Here is a 24,742-nt window from a genome sequence, read left to right as displayed (position 1 = left end):
TTTCGCAATCTCCTTCAAACGCCCACGCTTATCGGCTGTATATTTTTAATGAACCCGCAAACCCGGCGGCATTTACCACCTTCGTCTGCTTGCTTAGCTGCGATCAGCTGAGCCTCGTATTATGACACAGTTTTTGGAGTGTTGTCAAAAGAACCAGGGTTTTCACTCAGTTTCTTTTCACTACCTTTTCTGCGTCTCCGCTTGCCCTGCGAGCCACCTTGCGGTTGGCTCGCCGTGTTCAGCGAAGCCTTGCAGTATATGCCAGATTTTGGGCTCCGGTCAAACAGCCTGCGAAAAGTTTTTCAGGCGCGCCTTTCGTGAAGCCTCCCCTCACGGACCAGCATCACACGATGCACGCTCCGAGGGCACGGCATCGCAGCCTGGCTCTCCCTTCACCTTCCTATAGTGCACGTGCCCGGGCTCAGGAGGGGGGCGCAGATAATCGGGGCTCTTTTGTCTCAGGCTTTGCATGGCACTCATCACTCTTCAGAACGCTCAACTGGCCTTTGGCCATGTGGCGCTGCTTGACCACACCGACTTTGCGCTGGAGGCCCAGGAAAGGGTTGGCCTGATCGGTCGAAACGGGACGGGCAAGTCTTCCCTGCTCAAGATCCTGGCTTCGCTTGAGAAGCCGGATGACGGCACCTTGCAAGTGCAGACGGGCTTGCGCATCGCCTACGTGCCGCAGGAACCCATTCTGGATCTGCAGTCCTCCGTGTTCGAAGCGGCAAGCGTTGGTTTGGCCGACGCCAGCGCAGCGCGCGATCTCTATTTGAGTGGCGCAGACGGTCTGGATCTGGACGCGCTGCAAAACCGGATCGAAGCCCTCGATGCCTGGAACTGGGAACAGCGGGTGGAAGAAACACTGCACCGTCTGCACCTTGACGGAGCGGTCAGGGTGGGAGAGCTGTCAGGGGGCAACAAGAAGCGCGTGGCGCTGGCGCAGGCGCTGGTGAGCCGCCCTGACGTGCTGCTGCTGGATGAACCCACCAACCACCTGGATCTGGACAGCATCACATGGCTCGAGGACCTGATGCTGGAATACAAGGGCAGCCTCGTGACGATCAGCCACGACAGGGCATTTCTGGACCGGGTGGCCACGCGCATGGTGGAGCTGGACCGGGGACGGCTGCTGAGCTACCCGGGCAACTTTGCGCAGTACCAGCTCTTGAAAGAAGAGCAGATGGCACAGGAAGCGGTGATCAGCGCGCGCGCCGACAAACTGCTGGCGCAGGAGGAGGTGTGGATTCGCAAGGGTGTGGAAGCCCGCCGCACGCGCGCCCAGGGCCGGATCACGCGGCTGGAGCGCTTGCGCGAACAACGCGCCCAGCGGCGCGACGCCCTGGGCAGCGTGAAGCTGGAGGTGGCCAGCGGCAGCTCCAGCGGAAAGATCGTGGCCGAACTGGAGAAAGTGACGCAATCCTTCGCCACGGTGGACGGCGGCCAGCGCACCGTGATCCGTGACTTCTCCGCCACCATCCTGCGCGGCGACAAGATCGGCCTGATCGGCCCGAACGGAGCGGGCAAAACCACGCTCCTGAAGATCATCCTCGGCGAGTTGCAGCCCACCAGCGGCACCGTGCGGCAGGGCAGCAAGGTCAGCGTGGCGTACTTCGATCAGATGCGTGATCAACTGGACCTGGACGCCACGCTCGAAGACTTCATCAGTCCCGGCAGCGAATGGATCGAGATCGGCAACAAGCGCACGCACGTGAAGAGCTACTTGAGCGATTTTCTGTTCTCGCCGGCTCGGGCCAACGCGCCGGTGCGCACGCTCTCGGGCGGCGAGCGCAACCGGCTGTTGCTGGCGCGCCTGTTTGCGCGCCCGGCCAATGTGCTCGTTCTGGACGAGCCGACGAACGATCTCGACATCGACACGCTGGAGTTGCTGGAAGATCTGCTGCAGCAATACGAGGGCACGGTGTTCCTGGTGAGCCACGACCGGCGCTTCCTGGACAACGTGGTCACCAGCACACTGGTGTTCGAAGGCGAAGGCCGCTGGCGCGAATACGTGGGTGACGTGCAGGACTGGCTCACACAATCCGCGCGCTCGGAGGCCCTGCAGCGCGGGAAAGACGCGCCTGCGGCAACACCCGCTGCAAAAACCGTGGCAGTGACGACGTCACCCCCCGCAGCCGCCTCCGTGGCGAGCAGGAAAAAACTCAGCTACAAGGAGCAGCGCGAGTTCGACGCCCTGCCGGCACGCATTGCCGAGCTGGAAGCAGAACAGGCGAACGTGGACAACGAGTTGGGTGGTGGTCAACTTTTCAGCACCGATCCCGCGCGCGCGGCTCAACTTGGCGCCCGCCATGCCGATATCGAGGCTGAATGGCTTCGGGCAATGGAGCGCTGGGAGGTATTGGGCGGCAGCTGACGCCCCTCTCGGGGTGGGCCGAATCAGCACCAAACTTCACAATGGCTCATGACACCTGACCGCCTGGCACTGGATCTGCAGCGCACGCTCAATGAACTGGCGCAGGAGAAGTCACGCGTCCAGCAACTGCTGGGCGAGGTGGAGCACCAGAACCGCCAGCTCGACCGGCTGCGCAGTTCGGTGCATCGCGAATCCAACAGCCGCCTGCTGGCCGAAGAAGCGCTGGACGAGACCCGCGACCGGCTCCAGATGGCCGTGGAGGCCGCCGGACTGGCGCTGTGGGACTGGCAACTGCCTTCCCGGCAGGTCTTTCTCACTGCGCGTTGGGGCGAACTGGTGGGCGACATCGCCCGGGACGCGTCCTGGTCGTTGAAGGATCTGCAGGCTCGCGTCCACCCGGAAGACAAGCCCCTGCTTGAGTCGGCTATGAACGCCCTGCTCAAGGGTGGCGATCAGCGGGCCGTGGTTCAGCACCGGGTGCGCACCGCCACTGGCTGGATGTGGGTGGAGACCCACGGCATGGTGGCCGAGCACGACGCCAAAGGCCAACCCCTGCGGCTCATGGGCACGCTGGCCGACATCGAAGAGCGCAAGCGCATCGAACAGGACGGCGCGCGGGCGCGCGAACTGGCCGAACAGGCCAGCCGGGCCAAAAGCGAGTTTCTGGCCAACATCAGCCACGAGGTCCGCACGCCGCTCAACGCGCTGATGGGCCTCACCCGCATGCTGATGGACTCCCCGCTGAACGCCGAGCAGGCCAGCTGGCTTGCGCTCATGGACAGCTCAGCGCATTCGCTGCTGGGTCTGCTCAATGACATCCTCGATCTGTCGCGCATTGAAGCCGGCAAGCTGGACATCGAACACACGCGCTTCGACCTGCACCGGGCGCTGCGGGAGGCCACTGGTCCCCATGCCGAGCAGGCACGGGCGAAGCCCCTGGCGTTCCAGCTGGTGTTGCACCCCGACCTGCCGCAATGGGTCATGGGTGACGCAGGGCGACTGGGCCAGCTGGTCGTCAACCTGTTGTCCAACGCGATCAAGTTCACGCCGCGCAATGGCCGCATCGACGTGACGGTGTCCAGCCCCAGGCCGGAGGGCCAGTCACTGCGGCAGCTCCAGTTGAAGGTGCAGGACAGCGGTGTCGGCATCGGACGCAAGCAGCAGGCCACGATCTTCGAAGCGTTCACGCAGGCCGATGCGTCCACCGCCCGCAGGTACGGCGGCAGCGGGCTGGGACTGGCCATCTGTTCACGTCTGGCCAGCCTGATGGGCGGCAGGATCGACCTGCAGAGCGAACTCGGCCAGGGGAGCACGTTCACCCTCACGCTGCCCTTGCAGGAGGCCCCGGTGGAAAACGGTGGCCCCCTGAGCGCGCCCATGGAACTGATCGAGATCGCCGACGCCGGCCCGCGCTACGCGGGCATGGTGGTGCTGCTCGCTGAAGACCATCCGGTGAACGAAATGATGCTGCGCCAGTTGCTGCTGCGCCTGGGATGCATCGTTCGTGTGGCACGCGGTGGCGCACAGGCCGTGGCGCAATGGGAACAGGGGGGCATCGACCTGGTGTTGATGGATGTGCAGATGCCCGGCATGAGCGGGCTGCAAGCCACCCAGTTGATCCGCGAGGCGGAATCCAGACGGCGCTTGCAGCGCACGCCGATCGTGGCGGTCACGGCCAATGCCATGCCGGGAGACCGAGACAGTTGCCTGTCTGCGGGCATGGACGGCTACACCCCCAAACCCGTGAGCCCTCAGGCCTTGATGCGCGAGATGGACCGTGTGCTGGCGCTGCTGGCCGGTGAACAGGCGCCGGACCTGCCGGCCGGCAGCCCGCTCGCCATGCCCCCCGGGCAGCCGCTGACCCCTCCGCAGGCGCTGGATGTGGAGAAGCTGCGCCGCCGCCTCGACGGTGACGAAGAAACCCTGCGGCAACTGGCCACGGCCATGCGCAGCGACCTGGCATCGCGGCTGGAGGACATGGAGCGCGCGCTGGCGGCCCGCGACGCCGCCGCCGCCGTGGCACATGCGCATGGCCTCAAGGGCTCGCTGGGCAGCATGACGGCCGAGCGTGGAGCCCGACTGGCCAAGGGCCTGGAACTCGCAGCCCGCGCCGGTGACTGGAGCCTGTTCGCACGCGCCTTGCCGCTCATGCGGGCCGAGGCCAGAAAGATCGACCGCATCCTCGCCCGCATCCTCAACGCCGAGGGCAGCGACCTCTTCGGCAGCACCGATCCACCGCCCACCGCCTACTGAGCCGCAGACCGGTGGCTTCGGGTCAGCCGGGTGAACACGCGCCAGAAGGCTGCGTCCTGCGTGGTGGCGAAGTTGATGCGCATGAGTGTGCTGGGCGTGCGTGCCGCGTGAAACAGGGCGCCCGGGGCAATCAGGTACCCCTCGTCCAGCATGCGCTGCGCGAGCTCATCGGTGTCCACGCCGGTATCGACCCAGCCAAACAAGCCCACCGGCTCGGCCGCAAAGCTGCACCCCGCCGCCAGTGCCAGTTTCACGCTGCGTGCACGCGCCGCATCGAGCCGGCTCCGGATGCGTTCTGCGTGACGCCGCAGCTGGCCCTGCTCGATGCACAGCGCCAGCGCCTTTTCCAGCAGCGCTGGCGTGGTGAGCGTGCTCAGCAGCTTGGTGTCGAGCAGCGACTCCACCAGCGCGGGTGGGGCGGCCAGGTAGCCGATGCGCCAGTTGGGCGCCAGGATCTTGGCAAAGCCGCTCACATAGATGGTGCGTTGCAGACCATCCAGAGCGCTCAGGCGGGTGGCGTGCTCGGGCGCGATGTGGCTGTAGGTGTCGTCCTCGACGATGTGGAAATCGTGCTGGCTGGCCATTTGCAGCAGGCGGTGTGCGCTGCCCGGCGAGAGGCAATAGCCGGTGGGGTTGTGAAACACGCTCACGCTCACGTAGAGCTTGGGGCTGTGCAGATCGCAGTACTTCGCCATCACCTCCAGATCGGGCCCGTCCGCGCGCCGGGGCACCGGCAGGATGCGCATGCCCAGGGACGCGAGGCGCGCGAACTCCACCGCCCAGCCTGGCTCCTCCACCATCACCGGGTCGCCGGCACGCAGCAGGGTGCGGCTCACGATGTCCAGCGCGTGGGTGGCACCCACCGTGGTGATGATGTGGTCGGCCTCGGTATGGATGCTCAGCGTGCCGAGCTTCTGCGCCAGCACACGGCGCAGGCCGCTGTCGCCCAGCGGCTCCCCGTACTGAAGGGAGAAATCCTGCAGCGCCCGCGTGCTGGTGACCTTGCGCACCGCGGCCGGCATGAAGGTGGACTCCAGCCAGTCGGCAGGAAACACGCCCATGCCCGGGTGCGGCTTGTTGCTGACCTTGTGGAACATGCCCCGGATCAAGGCCGTGGCGTTGACCGGCGACACGCCCATGCGCACTGCCGTCTTGACCTCGGGCACTGCGCCATCGGCGCGCGCGCCGGGCATTTCGCGCACAAAGAAACCGCGGTTCTTGCGCGCGTGCACCAGTCCCTGGGCGAGCAACTGGTCGTAGGCCGCGACCACGGTGGCTGTGCTCACGCCGTGCTGCGCAGCGCACTGGCGCACCGACGGCAGGCGTGCGCCGGGCGGCAACAGGCGGCTGCGGATGCGGTCGGAAAAACGCACGGCGAGTTGCTCGGTGAGCGACTGTGCGGAGGTCTTCAGCAGCATGTCGGATGCGTCCTGGCGGGTGGGTGTGTACTGTTGAGGCAAGCAATACAGATTCACAACTGCGTTGGCGATCTGTATTGGTTGTGTATTGGCGCAAAAGATTACATTGATGCTCCTGCATTGACAAGCTCCACGCCCTGCTGCCCATGACCACCGCCGAATTGACCGCGCTGCTGCTGTTCTGCACGGCCATGAGTTTTTCGCCCGGACCCAACACCACGTTGTCGACGGCGCTCGCGGCCAACCTGGGCCTGCGACGCGCGCTGCGCTTCTGCCTCGCCGTGCCTGCGGGCTGGACGCTGCTCATGCTGGTCAGCGGCCTCGGGCTGGGTGCCCTGGTGCTGGGTGTGCCCGCCCTGAGCTGGGGCGTGAAGTTGCTGGGCGTGGGCTACATGGTCTGGCTGGCCTGGCAGCTGGCGGGCGCCTCGACGCTGTCCGAGGTGGCGGCATCGCGCCTCGACGTGAGCTTCCTGCAGGGCGTGGGCTTGCAGTTCCTGAACATCAAGGCCTGGATGCTGGCACTCACGCTCACCGCGGGCTGGGTGGTCAACGCCAACGGCGAGCCCGCCACCAATCCCGGGGAGCGGCTGGCCATCATCTGCGTGGTGATGGTGTTCTTCGCCTTCACCAGCAACTTCACCTACGCGCTGGCTGGCGCCCTGTTGCGGCACTGGCTCGCACAGGGTCGCCGGCTGGTCTGGTTCAACCGCGTGCTGGCCGCCGTGCTGGTGGCCACGGCGGTGTGGATGGCGACGGCATGACCACCGGGGCGACGCCCGCACTGCGCTGGCGCGACCAGCCCGCCAACCAGGGGCTGCTGCTGGGCCTGCTGGGCGTGACCCTGTTTGCGCTCACCCTGCCCATGACACGGCTGGCCGTGGGCACGGTGGATGCGCCGCAAATGTCGGGCGTGTTCGTGGCGCTGGGCCGCGCCGTCGTCGCCGCACTGCTCTCGGTCGCGTTCCTCGTCGCCACGCGCGCACCCTGGCCCCGTCGCGACGACCTGCTGCCGCTGGCCATCACCACGGCCGGCGTGGTGTTCGGCTTCCCGCTGTTCACCTCGGTGGCCATGCGCCACGTGGAGGCGGTGCACGCCAGCGTGATCGTGGGCGTGCTGCCGCTGGCCACCGCCGCGGTGGGCGCCGTGCTGCACCGGCAGCGCCCGTCCGCCGGCTTCTGGCTCTGTGCGGCGATGGGCAGCGCGCTGGTGGTGGGTTTTGCGGTGCTGCGCTCGGGCGGTGAAGGCCTGTCCATCCACCCGGCCGACGCGTTGCTGCTGGCAGGGATGCTTTGCGCCGCCGTCGGCTACGGCCATGGCGCGCGGCTGTCGCAACACATGCGCGCCGACCACGTGATCTGCTGGGCGCTGCTGCTGGCCCTGCCGCTCACGCTCCCGCTGGCCGTGCTCACTTTCCCTGAAACATCGCTGAACGCCTCGGCCTGGTGGGGCTTTGCCTACACCGCGGTGTTTTCCATGTGGCTTGGCTTCTTTGCCTGGTACCGAGGCCTCGCCCTGGGCGGCACGGTTCGCGTGAGCCAGGTGCAACTGGTGCAGCCCTTCCTGGGCATGCTGTTTGCCGTGCCGCTGCTCGGCGAACGGCTGGACGCCACCACGCTGGGTTTTGCAACCGCCGTCATCGCCACCGTCTTCACGGCCAGGAAAATGCCGGTACACGACACCGCACGCCTCACACGAACCTGAACGGAGAACCCATGAAACCCGACGACCTGCCCAGCTCGCCCTTCACCCTCGCCCGTCGCACCGATCGCATGAACCCATCGGTGATCCGCGAGTTGCTCAAGCTCACCGAACGCCCGGGCATCATCAGTTTCGCCGGTGGCCTGCCTTCACCCGACACCTTTCCGATCGAGGCCATGCGTGCAGCCTGCGACCGCGTGCTGGTCGAGGACGGCCGCAGTGCCTTGCAATACGCTGCCAGCGAAGGTCATGCCCCGCTGCGCGAATGGGTCGCTGCCAGCCTGCCCTGGCCGGTCGACCCGGCGCAGGTGCTGATCACCAGCGGCAGCCAGCAGGGCCTGGACCTGGTGGCCAAGGTGCTGCTCGACAGCGGCAGCCGCGTGCTGGTGGAAACGCCCACCTACCTCGGTGCGTTGCAGGCGTTTGCCCCGATGGAGCCGCAGATCGAGGGCGTGGCCAGCGACGCCGGGGGCGTGGACGTGGACGCCTTGCTGCAGCAACTCGGCGCCGGCGAAGACCAGCCCGAGAACATGGAGCGCCGCCGCCTGCTCACGCTCGACCTGGATCCGGCCAGCAGCCCCCAGGCCGCGCCGCGTTTCCTCTACGTGCTGCCCAACTTCCAGAACCCGACCGGGCGCAGCATGGGCCTGGCCCGACGCCAGGCGCTGGTGGCCGCGGCCGCGCGCGTGGGGCTGCCGCTGGTGGAAGACAACCCCTACGGCGATCTGTGGTTCGACCAGCCACCGCCCACGCCGCTGACCGCACTCAACCCCGATGGCTGCATCTACCTCGGCTCCTTCTCCAAGATCCTGGCGCCCGGCCTGCGCCTGGGCTTCATGGTGGCACCCGCTGCGATTTACCCCAAGCTGCTGCAGGCCAAACAGGCCGCCGACCTGCACAGCCCGAGTTTCAACCAGCGCGTGGTGGCCGAGGTGCTCAAGGACGGCTTCCTCGAACGCCATGTGCCGACCATCCGCGCGCTCTACCGGCGCCAGTGCCACGCCATGCTGGCCGCGCTGCGCAGCGAAATGACGGGGCTGGACGTGCAATGGAACGAGCCCGACGGTGGCATGTTCCTGTGGGTCCGGCTCCCCGACGGCATGAACGCCACCGAGCTGCTGCCACACGCGATCGAGCACGGCGTGGCCTTCGTGCCGGGAAGCGCCTTCTATGCCGACCACGCCGACCCGCGCACGCTGCGCCTGAGCTTCGTGACGGCGACCGTCGAACAGATGGCGGTGGGCATCGCAGCGCTGGCACGCGCCATCCGCGAGCAGCACGGGGTCTGACCCATGACCCCACGTCCGTTTCAACAAGTCGATGTCTTCACCGCCACGCCCTGCCTGGGCAACCCGCTGGCGGTGGTGCTCGACGGCAGCGGCCTCGACACCGAGGCCATGCAGCGCTTCACCAACTGGACCCACCTCTCCGAATGCACCTTCGTGCTGCCGCCGTCCGACCAGGGTCGCGCAGCGGGGGCCGACTACCGCGTGCGCATTTTCTGTCCGGGGCGCGAGTTGCCGTTCGCCGGGCACCCCACGCTCGGCACCTGCCACGCCTGGTTGGCTGCGGGTGGACAGCCTCGCGCCGAGCATGTGGTGCAGGAGTGCGGTGTCGGGCTGGTGCACATCCGCCGCGAAGGCACCCGGCTGGCCTTTGCGGCGCCGCCCCTGCGCCGCAGCGGGCCGCTGGACGAAGCCGACGTGGCCTTGATCGCGCGCGGCCTCGGGCTATCGCGCGCCGACATCGTGGCGCACGCCTGGTGCGACAACGGACCGCCCTGGCGCAGCGTGATGCTGCGCACGGCGGCGCAGGTGCTGGCGGTGCGGCCCGACGCCGCGGTGCTGGCGGGGCTGGACATCGGCGTGGTCGGACCGCAGCCCGAAGGCTCGGACACCGCGCTCGAGGTGCGCGCCTTCTTCCACACGCTCGACGGCCTGAGCGAAGACCCGGTCACCGGCAGTCTGAACGCGGCGCTGGCGCAATGGCTCATGGCGGCAGGCCTGGCGCCGCCGCGTTACCTGGCCGCGCAGGGCACGGCCATGGGCCGTGCCGGACGCGTGCACATCGAGCGCACGGCCGACGGCACCGTCTGGGTCGGCGGCTCGTCCGTCACCTGCATCAGCGGACAGGTCACGCTGTGACGCCCCGCATCGACCACCTCGTGGTGGCGGCTCGCACGCTGGACGAGGGCGTGGCCTGGTGCGAAGCCACCCTGGGCGTGACGCCGGGCCCGGGTGGCGAACACCCCCTGTTCGGCACCCACAACCGCCTGCTCAAGCTGCAGGGCGAGGCGTCACCAGCGGCCTATCTGGAGATCATCGCCATCAACCCGGCGGCCACGCCCACGCGCGGCAACGGGTTCAAGCGCTGGTTCGACCTCGACGACCCGACCCTGCAGGCGCGCCTGGAAAAGGACGGGCCGCAACTGGTGCACTGGGTGGCCAGCGTGCCCGACATCGACGCGGCACTGGTGGCATGGCAGGCCATCGGCATTCAACGTGGGCCGGTGCTCGACGCCTCGCGCCAGACGCCCCACGGCCCGCTGCACTGGCGCATCAGCGTGCGCGACGACGGCCAGCGGCTGTTCAACGGCGCGCTGCCCACGCTCATCCAGTGGGGCCCGGTACACCCGAGCCTGCAGATGGCGGAAAGTGGCATCGCGCTGCACCGGCTGCGCCTGCGGCACGCCGGTGCGGCCGGGCTGCGCGCGGCGCTGCTGGCCCTGGGGGGGCTGGAGGACATGAACGTACTGGATGTCCACGAGGGTCCCGCCAGTCTCTCTGCCGAGCTTCACACCCCGGCCCGCGGCCGCATCACCCTGCTCTCGCCCCCATGAACACACACCTGCCCACCCTCGCCGACATGCAGGCCGCCGCCGCCGTGGTCTACCGGTCGTTCCAGGCCACGCCGCAGTACCGATGGGCCACCCTGAGTGCCCGCCTGGGAACCGATTGCTGGGTCAAACACGAAAACCACACGCCGGTGGGCGCCTTCAAGATCCGCGGCGGCCTGACCTACTTCGACCAGCTGCAACAGCGGGGCGAACTGCCGATGGAAGTGATCTGCGCCACCCGCGGCAACCATGGCCAGAGCATCGCCTGGGCCGCGCGCCTGCACGGAGTGGCCTGCAGCATCGTCGTGCCGCACGGCAACTCGGTGGAGAAAAACGCCGCCATGCGCTCGCTGGGTGCCACGCTGATCGAGCACGGCGAGGACTTTCAGGAAAGCCGCGAGCATGCGATGGCGCTGGCCAGTGCGCGCGGCGCGCACATGGTGCCAAGCTTCCACCCCGACCTGCTGCGCGGCGTGAGCACCGCCTGGTGGGAATACTTTCAGGCCGTGCCGCAGATGGACGTGGTGTACGTGCCTGTGGGCCAGGGATCGGGCGCCTGTTCGGCCATCGCCGCCAAGCTCGCGCTGGGCCACCCGGTGCGCATCGTCGGCGTGGTCAGCGCCCACGCCACCACCTACGCCGATTCGCTGGCCGCCGGCCGCGTGGTGGCTTCGCCCGTGAGCACCGTGCTGGCCGACGGCATGGCCTGCCGCGTGGCCGACCAGGCCGCTCTCGACGTGCTCGCGCCACACCTCGACCACATTGTTCAGGTCACCGACACCGAGGTGGCCGCGGCCATGCGGGCCCTGTTTGCCGACACGCACAACGTGGCCGAGGGAGCCGGCGCCGCGAGTTTTGCAGCGGCCTGGCAGGAGCGGGATGGCCTCCAGGGGCAGGTGGTGGGCACCACCCTGTGCGGCGGCAACGTCGACAGTTCGGCGCTGGCGCGCGTGCTCGGCGCCGTTTGATCCGTTGCGAGACAGCCGCGCTCAGCCAGGTTCCGGGCGAACCAGCCGCGCAACCACTTCGCAGAACGCCTCGACCGCGTCGGTCTTGAAGACCACCTCGCGCACCCCGGCGGCCCGGGCCTGCACCTGCAACTCGTCGGTGATGTAGCCCGACGCCACCGCCACCGGCAGTTGCGGGTTGATCTCCAGCACCGCCTTGGCCACCTCCAGCCCCGACATGCCGGGCATGTTGAAGTCGGTCAGCAGCAGCTGGAAGCCGTTGGGCGATGCCCGCACCGCGTCGATGGCCTCGGTCTGCGAGGTGAGGGCCGTCACACGGTAACCCCGGCGTTCCAGCAGGCGGCGCACGAGAAACACCAGGGTGTCGTCGTCGTCGAGGTAGAGGATGTGGGGTGGAACCGCGGTGGGATCTTCAGCCATGGCGTGGTCGGATAGGGGGCTGGTTGCGCTGGAGGGCACGGGTGGGATCGAGTCCATTGTGACGGGTTCAACCCGGTTGTGGGCAGAGGATGTCTCGCCCGGGGCATCGGGCAGCTCGGGAGCTGCGGGGAAATACAGCGTGAAGGTGGTGCCCCGGCCAGGCTCGGTGTCGACCTCGATCGCACCGCCGTGCACCTGAACGATGCCCAGCACCACCGGCAAGCCCAGGCCCGTGCCACGGCCCACCGGCTTGGTGGTGAAAAAGGGCTCGAACATCCGGTTGCGCACCGCCTCCGCCATGCCGCAGCCGTTGTCGCTCACGCGCAGCCGAACCGCCTCCACACCGAGTTGCACGCAGGCCTTCGCCAGCTCGGGCGGCAGCAAGGAAGAGTGCCCGGGCAATGCGTCGACAACACACTCGATGCGCCCGGGGCGGCCGTCCAGCGCATGGATGGCGTTGGTGCACAGATTGACCACCACCTGCCCGATCTGGGTCGCGTCCGCTTCGATGGACAAGGTGTCGGGCGCGCAGCTTTGCACCAGCTCCACCTGGGGCGGCAGGGCGCCGCGCAGCAAGGTGCAGGACTCGGCCAGAACGGTGCACACGTTGACCCGCGTGCGCTCCACCGGCTGCTGGCGGCTGAACGCCAGGATCTGGCGCACGAGTTCGCGGCCGCGGCGCGCGGCGGTGCTGATCTCGTGCAGGCTTTCGCGCGAGGCCGAATCGGGTGGCAGATCCTGGCGCGCCAGGTCGGCATTGCCCAGGATGGCGGCCAGGATGTTGTTGAAATCGTGCGCCACCCCGCCCGCCAGCGTGCCCAGCGCTTCCATCTTCTGCGACTGCGCCAGCTGGGCCTGCAGGTGTTTCTGCTGCGCCTGGGCGTTCTTCAGCGGAGTGATGTCGATGAAGGTCAGCACCACATGGCGAAGGCCGCCTTGCGCGTTGTTCTCGGGATAGGCGTTGCACACCGCCCAGTTGACGCCCTGCGCTGTGCCTTGTGGCATGCCGATCACCACGCTGCGCACCGGTTGACCGGTGGCGAGCACACGCTCGAACGGCATCTCGTGACGGCGCATCGGCTGACCGTCTTCGCGCAGCATCTTCCAGCCGTCGACCGACGGTTCGGCCACGGCCGGGTTCGCACCCCCGTCGCTCCAGCCCAGGAAACGGCGGGCAGCGGCATTGATGCTCGACAAGCTGTGATCGGGTCGGAACACCATCACGCCCGCGCTGAGGTTGTCGATGAGGGCCCGCGAGTCGGCCTCGCGCTGCAGCAGGCCCTGGCGCGCCCGGTCACCCTCCATGCGCAGCCGGAAAGACACCAGCGCGCCGTACAGCACCACGCGCAGCAGCTTCGTGAGCAGGAAGAAGAAGATGAACGGCGGCACCACGTCCGCCTGCGACAGGCCGTCGGTCCGCAGGGCCACGGCAAACCCCACCAAACCGAGGAATTCAACAACGGTGAGCCACCTGAGCGCCTGCATCTCGGGCACCCGGCGCTGCGGGTCCGCGCGCCGGATCTCCAGAAACGAGAACACCGTGATGGCCAGCATCGAGGCGGTGAACGCCGCCTGGCGGGCGGCGAGCACGTCCCACCCGATCAGGAAGAACAGCGTCACGCAAAAGAATGCCGCCGACGCCGCCAGGATCGGCAGCAAGGGCCTGGAGGCGCCGACGTAGCTGCGAAAACCCATCCAGGCGCACAGGGCACTGACCGCCAGCGCGGTGTTGCCCACGGAGAAGGTCACTGCGTCGGGCAAAACGCCGCGTGACCACAGCATCACCGAGCCCAGGATGGCCAGCACCGACGAGAACGACCACCAGCCCGGCCCACCGATGGTGGGGTAGCGGCGCATCTGCGCCCAGAACGCCAATGCGATCAGGAGGTCAATGCCCAACCGCAGCGCCAGCAGGGTCGGCAGGTCAAATGACATGGGGGCAGAGAACGACAAACATAGCTTTTCATTGAAGCACAAGGCCGGGGCTGAAGCCGCCCGATAAGCACCCCAAAGGCCCCGGTGTTCGGATCACCGCGCCCGATGCCGGACGCCTGCGCGACTGCAGCGGGCACGGTCAGTCGCTGCCGGGACAAAGCCCATCGGGCGCGCTGAAACAGAATGTGCTGCATGGGAACGCTCTACCTCGTGCGCCACGGCCAGGCCTCGTTTGGCGCCGACGATTACGACCAGCTCAGCGAGCTCGGCCAGCGCCAGAGCCGACGGCTCGGGGAACACTGGGCCGAGCGCGGCGTGGTGTTCGACGCGGTGATCACCGGCACGCTCAAGCGCCATGCCCAGACCTGGGCCGGGATCGCCGAAGGTGCGAAGCTGGACCACGTGCCGCTGGCCTGGCCCGGCCTCAACGAGTACGACAGCGAAGCGGTGATCCGGGCGATCCATCCGCACCCGCTGCAAAAACCGCGCACCGCGGCGGAGGCCCCCGAGCTTTACCGCCACCATTTCCGCCTGCTGCGCGACGGCCTCACCCAATGGATGGCCGGCACGGTCAGCCCGCAGGGCATGCCCGACTACACCGGGTTCGTGCACGGCGTCACCAGCGCGCTGGACCACGTGCGGGCGCATCACCACGGCCAGAACGTGCTGCTGGTCTCCAGCGGTGGGCCGATCTCCACCGCCGTGGGCCAGGTGCTGGGCCTGAGCCCGGAAGCCACGATCGAGCTGAACCTGCGCATCCGCAACAGCGCGGTGACCGAGTTCCAGTTCAACCCCAAGCGGCACACCCTGCTGACCTACAACACGCTGCCGCACCTCGACCACCAGGACTTCAAGAGCTGGATCACCTACGCATGAGCCTCTTCCGCCCGGGCCGGGCTGGTCGACGCCGGCGCACGACGGTCCGGCGAGCCCTTCGACAGGCTCAGGGCGAACGGGTATCGGGGGTGTCTTTCTGGTACGCGGTGCGATCGGACAGCGTGTCGGCGGGCAACCGATCGATCTCGCCGAGCAGGCGGGCCAGTGCGCGGCCTGCGGCTTCGAGCACCGCGTGGCCCTTCCCGGCGGTGGCGGCTGCCGCGTCGCCCACGGCTCCGTGGGCGTTGTAGTCCTGCATCTGCCAGCCGAGCTTGGCGCTCCTGCCGTTGCCCAGGATCTCGAACTGTCCGGCGCGGTCCTGCGCCTTGGACCGGAAGTTGGCGGCGTGCTCCATGCGCACCTTGCCCGGCGCGATCGCCCGCAGCAGCGAGGTTTCGATCTCGCCGCCGTGGATGCCGAAGCGGTGTTCGTCGGTGCTGAACATCGCATTGAGGTCCCGCCCCTCGGCGTCGAGCAGCGGCAGGTGGAACCAGTTCACGCTGTAGACCAGCATGCCCAGACGCGCGCGCAGGTCGCGTGCCACGAGGTCCATCAGGCCCACCTGTCCGCCGTGCGCGTTGAAGATCACCAGCTTGTTCACGCCGCTGGCCGCCACGCACTCACCGATCTCGGTCCACAGGCGCAACACCGTCTCGGCCTTGAGCGTGAGCGTGCCACCAAAGCGCGCGTGCTCGGGCGAATAGCCCACCGCCTGCGTGGGCAGGAACAGCGCGGGGGAGTCCGGGGCGAGGTGGGCAAGGGCGGACGCGATCACACCGTGGGCAATGTCGGTGTCCACCGACAGCGGCAGGTGCGGGCCGTGCTGCTCGATCGCCGCCACCGGCAGCACGGCGATGGTGCGCGCCTTGTCGAGCGAGGCGAAGTCGGCGGTGGTGAGGTCGGACCAGAGGCGGGTGGGGCTTGTCATGTGCCGATCTTACGGTCGGCATAGATCCACCGGCGTGACCAGGGCAAGCCGCTGGCGCTCTGCCCGGCCGCGCGGCACAGCACCTGGTAGATCGCCACCTCGTCATGCTCGAACGCCCAGGCGCAGCCGGCGAGGTAAATGCGCCAGATGCGCCAGCGTTTTTCGTCCACCAGCGGCTTGATGCGGGCCGTGTTCGCCTCGAACGCGTCGCTCCAGAGCTGGGTGGTCCTCATGTAGTGGCGGCGCAGGTTTTCCACGTCGAAGGCTTCCAGGCCGCCCTCCTGCAGGGTGCGCAACACGGTGCTGATGTGCGGCACCTCGCCGCGCGGGAACACGTAGCGATCGATGAAATGACCGCCCCCATGGCGCGTCTCGCCGTCTAACGCATCGGTGCTCGTGATGCCGTGGTTCATGGCCCAGCCCCCTGGCTTGAGCAGCGCGCGGATGCGGGCGAAATAGGGCACGAGGTGGTCCAGTCCGACATGTTCGAACATGCCCACGCTGGTGATGCAGTCGAAGGGTTCGTCCTGCACGTCGCGGTAATCCTGCAGCCGGATGTCGATGCGGTCCTGCAGCCCGGCCGCGCGCACCCGCTCACGGGCCAGATCGAACTGGTTCTGCGACAGCGTCACGCCCACGCACTGCGCGTCGAAGCGCCCGGCCGCGCGCAGCACGAGCGCGCCCCAGCCGCAGCCAATGTCCAGCAGGCGCTGGCCCGGTTGCAGGCGGACCTTGGTGAGGATGTGATCGATCTTGCGAATCTGCGCCTGCTCCAGCGTTTCGTCGCCCTGCTCGAAGTAGCCGCACGAATACACCATGCCCTCGCCCAGCCACTGGGCGTAGAACGCGTTGGACACGTCGTAGTGGTACTGGATGGCCTCGCTGTCGCTCTCGCGCGTGTGGCAAAAACGCCGCCTCAGGCGGCCCAGCAGCCCGCCTTCGGGTTGCGCGTTTTCGGCCAGTCCGTGTGCCACGGCCAGGATGTCGGGCACCGAGCCCTCCACATCGATCAAACCTTCCACATAGGCCTGGCCCAGCGTGTCGAGCCCCGGATCGATCAGCAGCGGCAAGGCCGAGGCATCGCGCACCCGGATCTCCACCTGCGGCTGCTCGAAGTCGCCCAGGGCCAGGGAAGAGGCGCCGCGCTCGCCCCAGCTCAGCCGAACCGGCAGGTTCACCCGGGTTTTCATGCGCTGCGCCCACGGCAGCAGCGCGCGTTCCACGATCGATCCCATGCGCACCTCCATGCAGACCCGTCCCGGCCCTGGCCCGGTTGTACCCAATCACCGCGGGGCTGTGAAGGGACAGTGGCCCGGCCGGTTCGTGCAAGACAGAAAAACAGTGTTGACTTATATTCAAACGGCGCTGCCCGAGCCCCCCAAGGAACTTGGTCGAGCCGCTTCGCTCAGACCTTGCGCCCTCACCCTGTCCACACCCCATGCCGATGCCTTCTCTCTCCGTCTTCAGCGCCCGTGCCGCCCTGCGCTGGCTGGGCAGCTGCCTGCTCGCTGCCGCACTGCCCCTGGGTGTGGCCGCACAGGGCCTGCTTGGCGGCCCGGCCGCCACGGCAACCGTCGTGCAGAGCGACCAGGCGCGCGCCGAACTCGTGGCGCACGCGCCCGACGGTGCCGGGCCCGGCCAGACGGTCTGGGTCGGGTTGCAGCTCACCCATGCACCCGAGTGGCACACCTACTGGAAAAATGCCGGCGACTCCGGATTGCCGACCGAACTGCGCTGGACGCTGCCGCCCGGGGTGAGCGCCGGCGACATCGCCTGGCCCACACCGCGCAAGTTCCCGATCGGCAACCTGGCCAACTACGGCTACGACGGCACGGTGGTGCTGCCGGTGCCGCTGACCGTGGGCCCCGACTTCCAGGGCGAGGCCATCGCCGTGCAGCTCGATGCCGCCTGGCTGGTGTGCCGCAAGGAATGCATTCCGGAAGAAGGCCGCTTCGTGTTGAGCATCCCGGTGCAGGGCTCGACCGGCAGCTCCGGTGCGGCGTTCGCGGCGAGCTTTGCGGCCGCGCCCAGAAACCAGTCGGCCGCCGGCAGCCTCCTGCAACCCGAAGACGGCTTCCTCAACGTCTCTCTGGCCCGGCTGCCGGCCGACTGGCGCGGCAAGACGCTGGAGTTCTACCCCGAAATCACCGGCCTGATCGAGCCGGGCTCCCCCTGGACCCAGGCCTGGGACGGCGACCGCTGGACCGCGCGCGTGCCACTCTCGCCGCACCGCAGCGACAGCCCGGCGCAGCTTGCGCTGGTGGTGGCCGAGGCCAACCCGCCCGGCCAGGGGCCGGGTCTGGCGGGGGCGCGACTGGAGGTGCCGGTGCAAGGCGCCTGGCCGGCGCCGGCCCCGCTGCCGGTTGCCGTGCCCGATGCCCTGCAGGCCGCGCTGGACGCCAACGCCGCGCGCGTTGCAGCACCACCCCCGAGCGGCGCCAGCACGATCACGCTGGGCGCTGCGCTGCTGGGTGCGTTGCTCGGCGGCATGCTGCTCAACCTCATGCCCTGCGTGTTCCCGGTGCTGGCGATCAAGGTCATGGCCTTTGCGAAACACGCCAACGACCGCGCGGCCCACCGGGCCAACGGGCTGGCCTACACCGCCGGCGTGGTGCTGTCGTTCGCCGCGCTGGGCGGCCTGCTGCTGGGCCTGCGCGCCGCTGGCGAGCAGCTCGGTTGGGGCTTCCAGCTGCAAAGCCCGGCGGTGGTGGCTGGTCTCGCGGTGCTGTTCACCCTGATCGGCCTGAACCTGGCCGGTTTGTTCGAATTCGGCAACATCGTGCCCAGCCGCCTGGCCAGCCTGCAGGCCAAAAACCCCACCGCCGACGCCTTCCTCACCGGCGTGCTGGCCACGGCCATCGCCTCGCCATGCACCGCGCCGTTCATGGGCGCTTCGCTGGGCCTGGCCATCGGCCTGCCGGCGACACAGGCGCTGGCCGTCTTTGCGGTGCTGGGGCTGGGCATGGCGCTGCCGTATCTGGCCGCCAGCTGGATACCCGCGGTGGCGCGCGCCCTGCCCCGCCCCGGCGCCTGGATGGACACCTTCCGGCGCGGCATGGCGTTCCCGATGTTCGCCACCGTGGTCTGGCTGCTCTGGGTGCTGGGACAACAAAGCGGCATCGACGGCGCGGCCGGTCTGCTCATGCTGCTGGTGGTGCTGGCCTTGCTGGTCTGGGCGCTGGGTCTGCGCGGGCGCGGGCGCGCCGTGCTGGCGAGCCTGTCGCTGGCCGGCCTGGCCTGGCTGGGCTGGGTGGTCGGACCCAGCGTGACCCGTCTGCAGGAATCCACGCCGGGCCCGTCGGTGGCCACCGCCGTGCAGGGCGTGAGCTGGCAGGCCTGGAGCCCGGAGGTCCAGGCCGCCCTGCTTGCCGAAGGCCGCCCGGTGTTCGTGGATTTCACCGCGGCCTGGTGCGTGACCTGCCAGTACAACAAGCGGACCACGCTGGCCGACGCCGATCTGCTGGGCGACATGGCCGGCAAGAACGTGGCCTTGCTGCGCGCCGACTGGACGCGCCGCGACCCCGCAGTGACCGCTGCGTTGGCCGGGCTGGGCCGCAACGGCGTGCCGGTGTATGCGATCTACAAGAACGGGCAGACACCCCGGGTGCTGTCTGAAGTGCTGAGTGTGGAGGAGGTCCGCGCGGCGCTGTCCAGGCTCTGATCCTGTGCATCGCCATCCTTGTCCCGACATCAGGAGTCATCACCATGCAACGCCGTCCCATCATCGCCCTGACCGCCCTGTCACCGTTTGCCAGCCTGCTGCTCCCGGCCACCGCCCAGGCCGCCACGGTGGGCCAGCCCGCCCCCGACTTCACGCTGATGGACACCGCCGGCCAGCCGGTGACGCTCTCCCGCTTCAAAGGCCAGCCGGTGGTGCTGGAGTGGAACAACCCGGGCTGCCCGTTCGTGAAGAAACATTACCAGGGCAACATGCAGGCCTTGCAGAAAGAGGTGGCCGCCCAGGGCGGCGTCTGGCTGGCGATCAACTCGACGCGCGACGACAGCGGTGACCACATGGCGCCGGCCCAGCTCGGACGCTGGATGGTCGAGCAGAAGGCCAGCCCCACCGCCACCCTGATGGACGAAGACGGCCAGGGTGGGCCAGCTCTACGCGGCTCGCGTCACACCGCACATGTACATCGTCAACGCCCAAGGCGTGCTGGTGTATGCCGGCGGCATCGACAGCATCGCCTCGGCCCGCGTCGACGACATTCCCAAGGCCACCAATTACGTGCGCCAGGCCATGTCCGAGATCAAGGCGGGCAAGGCGGTCAGCACGCCCAACAGCCGCGCGTACGGTTGCAGCATCAAATACCAGTCCGCCTGAACGGCACCCCGATGCGCCGGGGCCTTGTCACTCACGTTCAGCGCGCAGCGGTGCTGCCCGGATAATGGTTGCCATCGCAGCCAACCCGCCAGCCGAACCATGCCCTTTGCTCCTCTGAAGAACGACACCTTCCTGCGCGCCTGCCTGCGCCAGTCCACCGACCACACGCCCGTATGGCTCATGCGCCAGGCCGGGCGCTACCTGCCCGAGTACTGCGCCACACGCGCCAGGGCCGGCAGTTTCATGGGCCTGGCGACCAATGTGGACCACGCCACCGAAGTCACCCTGCAGCCGCTGGAGCGTTACGCGCTGGACGCCGCGATCCTGTTCAGCGACATCCTCACCGTGCCCGATGCGATGGGCCTGGGCCTGTCGTTTGCGCTGGGCGAAGGCCCGAAGTTTGCGAAAACGGTGCGCACCGAGTCCGATGTGGATGCACTGGCTGTGCCCGACATGGAGAAGCTGCGCTACGTCTTCGATGCCGTCACCTCCATCCGCAGGGCCCTCAACGGTCGTGTGCCGCTGATCGGCTTTTCGGGCAGCCCCTGGACGCTGGCCTGCTACATGGTCGAGGGCGGCGGTTCGGACGACTACCGCGCGGTCAAGACCCTCATGTACAGCCGCCCCGACCTGATGCACCGCATCCTGGCCATCAATGCCGACGCGGTGGCCGCCTACCTGAACGCCCAGATCGACGCCGGCGCGCAGGCCGTGATGGTGTTCGACAGCTGGGGCGGCGTGCTGGCCGACGGCAATTTCCAGGACTTCAGCCTCGCCTACACCCGGCGGGTGCTGGCACAACTCAAGCGCGAGCACGAAGGCGTGGTGATTCCGCGCATCGTGTTCACCAAGGGCGGAGGCCTCTGGCTGGACGACATGAAGGGCCTGGACTGCCACGCGCTGGGCCTGGACTGGACCGTGAACCTGGCCAAGGCGCGCGCGCAGGTGGGCGAAGGCCCCCAGGGCAAGGCGCTGCAGGGCAACATCGATCCCAACGTGCTGTTTGCGCAGCCCGGCCAGATCGATGCCGAGGTGGCGCGCGTGCTGGAGAGTTTTGGTGCACCCCACCAGGGTCCCGGAACGGGCGCCACCCACATCTTCAACCTCGGTCACGGCATCAGCCAGTACACGCCGCCCGACCATGTGTCGGCCCTGGTGGACGCGGTGCATGCGCATTCGAAGCGTCTGCGCGCAGCCGGCTGAAGCCTTTCAGGGCAGGTGAAATGCTCCCGTTTTGGGAGCTTCACCGGCCATTCGGGTGCGGTCCCGGCCCGGGTCACCGGCCTTTCTGACCCGACTTTCCGGGGTCCTGAAACCGTCAATACCGAGCGCTCGGGGCGGCCAATAACACAAAAATTGCCGAAATTGGCGCTTGACAAGCTCCACTTATGCACAAATTTTGTGCTGCGGTGCGCCATGACAACCAAGGCACCCCTTCATCCACCTGTCTTCTGACATTTCGCTCCAAGTCGTTGATTCATATGGTTTTTACAAACTGCTTTTTTTAAAGGCAGTTTAAGAAAAGCCTTGATTTTCAAGGGCTGTCACGTCGGAAAATGAAGCTATCAACAAAGTTATCCACAGAAAGTCTGGATATGTCCCGATGCTGAGCCAAATCAACGACTTACGCCGCATTCCGACAGTTCGACTGAGGAAGAACCGCTAACCATGCACTTCTGGCCCAGCGTCGTGGTCGCCACCCCGGCTCACAGCGGGGTGGGCGCGAGCCTGACCTACCGAAGTGAGCTGTTGCTCGCACCCGGCACGCTGGTGCGGGTGCCCTTGGGTGCGCGCGAAGTGCTCGGCGTGGTCTGGGACTGTCCGCACGAGCCGCCCGAAGGCCTGACCGAGGCCCGGACCAAGGCGGTGGCCGGCGTGCTGGAAGGCCTCGAACCCCTGAACGCACGGTGGCGCCAGCTGGTGAAATTCGCCGCGCAGTATTACCAGCGCGGCCTGGGCGAGGTGGCGCTGGCCGCACTGCCGCCGCAGTTGCGCGACCTGAGCAACGTGCAGCTGGCGCGCCGGCTCAAGCGCCGCCCGGCAACCGGAACGGGTGACGCCGCGGTGTGCGGCGCCAGCCCCGATGGCCACGACCTGAGCGTTGAACAGCGCCTGGCGCTCGATGCCCTGGCCGACGCGCAGGCGCCGGTGTTGCTGTTCGGCGCCACCGGCAGCGGCAAGACCGAGGTCTACCTGCGGGCCACGCAGCGTGTGCTGGCAGCCCAGGGCGATGCCCAGGTGCTCGTGATGGTGCCGGAGATCAACCTCACGCCGCAGCTGGAAGCGCGTTTTCGCGAGCGCTTCGAACCGCTCTGCGGCGCGGGTGCGGTGGTGTGCCTGCACAGCGGCATGACGCCGGCGCAGCGCCTCTCGAGCTGGCTGTCTGCCCACACCGGCCAGGCGCGCATCGTGCTGGGCACGCGCATGGCCGTGCTGGCCAGCCTGCCCGGCTTGCGCCTGATCGTGGTCGACGAGGAACACGACCCGAGCTACAAGAGCCAGGAAGGCGCCCGCTACTCGGCACGCGATCTCGCGGTCTATCGGGCCAAGGTGGAAACCCAGGCTTTGCCCGAGGGCGAGCGCTGTCTGGTGGTGCTGGGCTCGGCCACGCCCTCGCTGGAGAGCTGGCACGCGGCCGACCAGGGCCGCTACCTGCGCCTGGCCATGCCGGCGCGCATCGGCGGGGGGGCGCTGCCGCGACTGCGGCTGGTCGACATGAACCACCAGCCCAAGGGTGCGGTGCTGGCGCCGCCGCTGATCGACGCCATGGCCGAGCGCATCGGGCGCGGCGAGCAATGCCTGGTGCTGCTGAACCGGCGCGGCTACGCACCGGTGCTGGCCTGCCACGACTGCGGCTGGAAAAGCCAGTGCGCGCATTGCAGTGCCTTTCGTGTCTTCCACAAACTCGACCGCACCCTGCGCTGCCACCATTGCGGCTTCACCGAGCGGGTGCCGCGCGCCTGTCCCGACTGCGGCAACCTGGACATCGCGCCGGTGGGCCGCGGCACCGAACAGGTGGAAGAACAGCTCGTCAGCCTGCTGGCCGAGGTGAAGCGCCCCGATGGCGCTGCGGCGCGCGTGGCCCGCATGGACGCCGACTCGACCCGCCTCAAAGGCAGTCTCGAATTGCAACTGGCCACCATGCACAGCGGCGAGGTGGATGTGCTGGTGGGCACCCAGATGATTGCCAAGGGACACGACTTCCGCCGCATCACGCTGGTGGCCAGCATCAATGCCGATTCGGGCCTGTTTGCCAGCGACTACCGCGCCCCCGAACGCCTGTTTGCCCTGCTCATGCAGGCGGCCGGCCGGGCCGGGCGCGACGCAGCGCAAAGCGCCGCCAGCGAAATGTGGGTGCAGACCTGGTATCCCCAGCATCCGTTGTTCGCCTCGCTCAAGCAGCACGACTTTCCCGCCTTTGCCATGACACAGCTGGCCGAGCGCCTGAGCGCCGGCATGCCGCCCCACGGTCACCAGGCCCTGCTGAGGGCCGACGCGCGCACCCAGCAGGCGGCCCAGGCCTGGCTGAATGCGGCTGCGCAGGCGGCGCTGGGCCTGCCCCATGTCGAAGACGTCACGCTGTACCCGGCGGTGCCGCTGACCATCCAGCGCGTGGCCAACGTGGAGCGGGCACAGTTGCTGGTGGAGGCCGCTTCGCGCGGCGCGCTGCAGCGTTTTCTGGCGGCATGGCAGCCGGTGCTGCTGGAGACCCGCAGCCTGCCCGAGGCGCGCGGCTTGATCCGCTTTGCGGTGGATGTCGATCCGCTGGTGATCTGAGAACCGCCGTCGTCAGACGGTCGACTTCTCCCTGGCCGGCCACAATTGTTCGACCGTCTGGATCACATCGCGCAGCTTGAAGGGTTGCAGCAGAAAGCGTCGAACATCGAGTTCCTTCAGGCGCTGGAGAACGGACGCGTCGCACGCCGGCGCCATCGCTGCCACCGCAATGTCGGGTTGGCAGAGAAACTCGCCAGCGCGCACCCGCGCCAGAAGCTGCAGCGCGGCCTGCGGTTCGGCCAGCGACAGGATCAGCCCGTCGGTCGGCGAAACCCGCAACCACTGCTCGCCCTGGCCCAGCGTCGTCGCCTGATGGATGCGGACGATGTTGAGCTCCCGGCAAGCGGAAGCCATCGTGCTGCGCACAAGCCCGTCACGTTCGATCAGCAAGACATGGGTCGACGGGGAAGCGGCGGAGGCATTCACGTCAATGCCTCCTCGCGGCGGAACAGTTCTTCCACCACCAGGTCGCGCAGTCCGCCCAGGATCGCGACATCGAGCCGGTCGAAGGCGCGGGGACGCCGGTCCATGATGCAGAAGGTGCCGACGATCTGGCCGTAGGGCAGACGCAGCAAGGCGCCGGCGTAGAAGCGCACATGGGGCTTTCCGGTCACCAGCGGGTTGTCCGAAAAGCGCGGGTCTTTCAGGGCGTCGTGCACCACCAGCGTCTCGGACATCGTGACCGCATGGCCGCAGAACGAGATGTCGCGCGCGGTTTCGCACACGTCCACGCCGAAGTTGGACTTGAACCACTGGCGGTCCCGGTCCACGAGCGAAACCAGCGCCATCGGCACATCGAACTCCCTGGCGGCAAACGCCGAGATGCGATCGAAGCGCTCCTCGGGCGGGGTGTCCAGGATCAACAGGTCGCGCAGCGCCTGCAGACGCTGCTTTTCGTTGTGGGGCAGTGGTGCGTGGATCATGAGGGTTC

Annotated in this window: 19 protein-coding genes; 13 read left to right on the top strand and 6 right to left on the bottom strand. The window is 68.0% G+C overall.

Translation table 11 applies throughout. From position 1 onward, the window contains the following. Window positions 1-469: 469 nt before the first annotated feature. Window positions 470-2,374, top strand: coding sequence for an ATP-binding cassette domain-containing protein (locus QUV35_RS15780; protein WP_300876166.1), 1,905 nt, complete (start codon window positions 470-472; stop codon window positions 2,372-2,374). Between the two features lie 48 nt (window positions 2,375-2,422). Further along, window positions 2,423-4,627 carry an ATP-binding protein gene (locus tag QUV35_RS15775; RefSeq protein WP_300876164.1) on the top strand — a complete coding sequence of 735 codons (2,205 nt, stop codon included), beginning with the start codon at window positions 2,423-2,425 and terminating at the stop codon, window positions 4,625-4,627. Here QUV35_RS15775 and QUV35_RS15770 read toward each other — a convergent pair. Continuing rightward, complete coding sequence (locus QUV35_RS15770; protein WP_300876162.1) at window positions 4,621-6,045, bottom strand: PLP-dependent aminotransferase family protein; 1,425 nt, start codon at window positions 6,043-6,045, stop codon at window positions 4,621-4,623. The two genes, QUV35_RS15775 and QUV35_RS15770, sit on opposite strands and share 7 nt — an antisense overlap. A 146-nt stretch (window positions 6,046-6,191) precedes the next feature. Between QUV35_RS15770 and QUV35_RS15765 the strand changes: the two genes are divergently transcribed. The 6 genes from QUV35_RS15765 to QUV35_RS15740 are packed head-to-tail and all read left to right on the top strand — an operon-like array spanning window position 6,192 to window position 11,548. Then, window positions 6,192-6,806 (top strand): LysE family translocator, encoded by a 615-nt coding sequence (locus tag QUV35_RS15765; protein WP_300876159.1) that lies wholly within the window; start codon window positions 6,192-6,194, stop codon window positions 6,804-6,806. Beyond that, window positions 6,803-7,747: a DMT family transporter gene (locus tag QUV35_RS15760; RefSeq protein ID WP_300876157.1), complete on the top strand. Its 945-nt coding sequence runs from the start codon at window positions 6,803-6,805 to the stop codon at window positions 7,745-7,747. The genes QUV35_RS15765 and QUV35_RS15760 overlap by 4 nt, the downstream gene beginning before the upstream one ends. A gap of 11 nt (window positions 7,748-7,758) precedes the next feature. Then, a complete protein-coding gene (locus tag QUV35_RS15755; RefSeq protein WP_300876154.1) occupies window positions 7,759-9,033 on the top strand; it encodes a PLP-dependent aminotransferase family protein in 1,275 nt (424 codons plus the stop codon). Window positions 9,034-9,036: 3 nt separating this feature from the next. Next, window positions 9,037-9,888, top strand: a complete 852-nt coding sequence (locus QUV35_RS15750; RefSeq protein WP_300876151.1) for a PhzF family phenazine biosynthesis protein — start codon at window positions 9,037-9,039, stop codon at window positions 9,886-9,888. Continuing rightward, entirely contained in the window at window positions 9,885-10,583 is a 699-nt protein-coding gene (locus QUV35_RS15745; protein WP_300876148.1) for a VOC family protein, read from the top strand. The genes QUV35_RS15750 and QUV35_RS15745 overlap by 4 nt, the downstream gene beginning before the upstream one ends. Continuing rightward, a complete protein-coding gene (locus QUV35_RS15740) occupies window positions 10,580-11,548 on the top strand; it encodes a threonine dehydratase (protein WP_300876145.1) in 969 nt (322 codons plus the stop codon). Before QUV35_RS15745 ends, QUV35_RS15740 begins: the two co-directional genes overlap by 4 nt. Window positions 11,549-11,569: 21 nt before the next feature. Here the strand turns inward: QUV35_RS15740 and QUV35_RS15735 are convergent, their stop codons facing one another. Next, a complete protein-coding gene (locus QUV35_RS15735; RefSeq protein WP_300876142.1) occupies window positions 11,570-13,903 on the bottom strand; it encodes an ATP-binding protein in 2,334 nt (777 codons plus the stop codon). 192 nt (window positions 13,904-14,095) lie between these two features. On the opposite strand from QUV35_RS15735, the gene QUV35_RS15730 reads away from it, so the two are divergent. After that, complete coding sequence (locus QUV35_RS15730; protein ID WP_300876139.1) at window positions 14,096-14,779, top strand: histidine phosphatase family protein; 684 nt, start codon at window positions 14,096-14,098, stop codon at window positions 14,777-14,779. A 67-nt stretch (window positions 14,780-14,846) separates the two neighbouring features. Here the strand turns inward: QUV35_RS15730 and QUV35_RS15725 are convergent, their stop codons facing one another. After that, window positions 14,847-15,707, bottom strand: coding sequence for a creatininase family protein (locus QUV35_RS15725; RefSeq protein WP_300876137.1), 861 nt, complete (start codon window positions 15,705-15,707; stop codon window positions 14,847-14,849). After that, complete coding sequence (locus QUV35_RS15720) at window positions 15,704-16,942, bottom strand: cyclopropane-fatty-acyl-phospholipid synthase family protein (protein WP_300876134.1); 1,239 nt, start codon at window positions 16,940-16,942, stop codon at window positions 15,704-15,706. The genes QUV35_RS15725 and QUV35_RS15720 overlap by 4 nt, the downstream gene beginning before the upstream one ends. Before the next feature lie 203 nt (window positions 16,943-17,145). On the opposite strand from QUV35_RS15720, the gene QUV35_RS15715 reads away from it, so the two are divergent. The 4 genes from QUV35_RS15715 (at window position 17,146) to priA (ending at window position 23,811) form a co-directional block, all read left to right on the top strand. Beyond that, window positions 17,146-19,368, top strand: a complete 2,223-nt coding sequence (locus tag QUV35_RS15715; protein ID WP_300876131.1) for a thioredoxin family protein — start codon at window positions 17,146-17,148, stop codon at window positions 19,366-19,368. 44 nt (window positions 19,369-19,412) lie between these two features. After that, the gene (locus tag QUV35_RS15710; RefSeq protein ID WP_300876129.1) at window positions 19,413-20,099 is read left to right on the top strand and encodes a redoxin domain-containing protein; all 687 of its coding nucleotides are present in this window, start codon (window positions 19,413-19,415) and stop codon (window positions 20,097-20,099) included. 34 nt (window positions 20,100-20,133) lie between these two features. Continuing rightward, window positions 20,134-21,237: a uroporphyrinogen decarboxylase gene (gene hemE, locus QUV35_RS15705; protein ID WP_300876127.1), complete on the top strand. Its 1,104-nt coding sequence runs from the start codon at window positions 20,134-20,136 to the stop codon at window positions 21,235-21,237. Between the two features lie 465 nt (window positions 21,238-21,702). Beyond that, a complete protein-coding gene (gene priA / locus QUV35_RS15700) occupies window positions 21,703-23,811 on the top strand; it encodes a primosomal protein N' (protein WP_300876125.1) in 2,109 nt (702 codons plus the stop codon). A 12-nt stretch (window positions 23,812-23,823) separates the two neighbouring features. Here priA and QUV35_RS15695 read toward each other — a convergent pair whose 3' ends face one another. Continuing rightward, complete coding sequence (locus QUV35_RS15695; RefSeq protein WP_300876122.1) at window positions 23,824-24,237, bottom strand: hypothetical protein; 414 nt, start codon at window positions 24,235-24,237, stop codon at window positions 23,824-23,826. Next, window positions 24,234-24,734, bottom strand: a complete 501-nt coding sequence (locus tag QUV35_RS15690; protein WP_300876119.1) for a GAF domain-containing protein — start codon at window positions 24,732-24,734, stop codon at window positions 24,234-24,236. Before QUV35_RS15690 ends, QUV35_RS15695 begins: the two co-directional genes overlap by 4 nt. Window positions 24,735-24,742 lie beyond the last annotated feature (8 nt).

Source organism: Hydrogenophaga sp. (genome assembly GCF_030373225.1).
Taxonomy (GTDB): domain Bacteria; phylum Pseudomonadota; class Gammaproteobacteria; order Burkholderiales; family Burkholderiaceae_C; genus Hydrogenophaga.
Note: the sequence above shows the minus strand (reverse complement) of the source record. Positions and strands in the feature narration are given on the sequence as shown.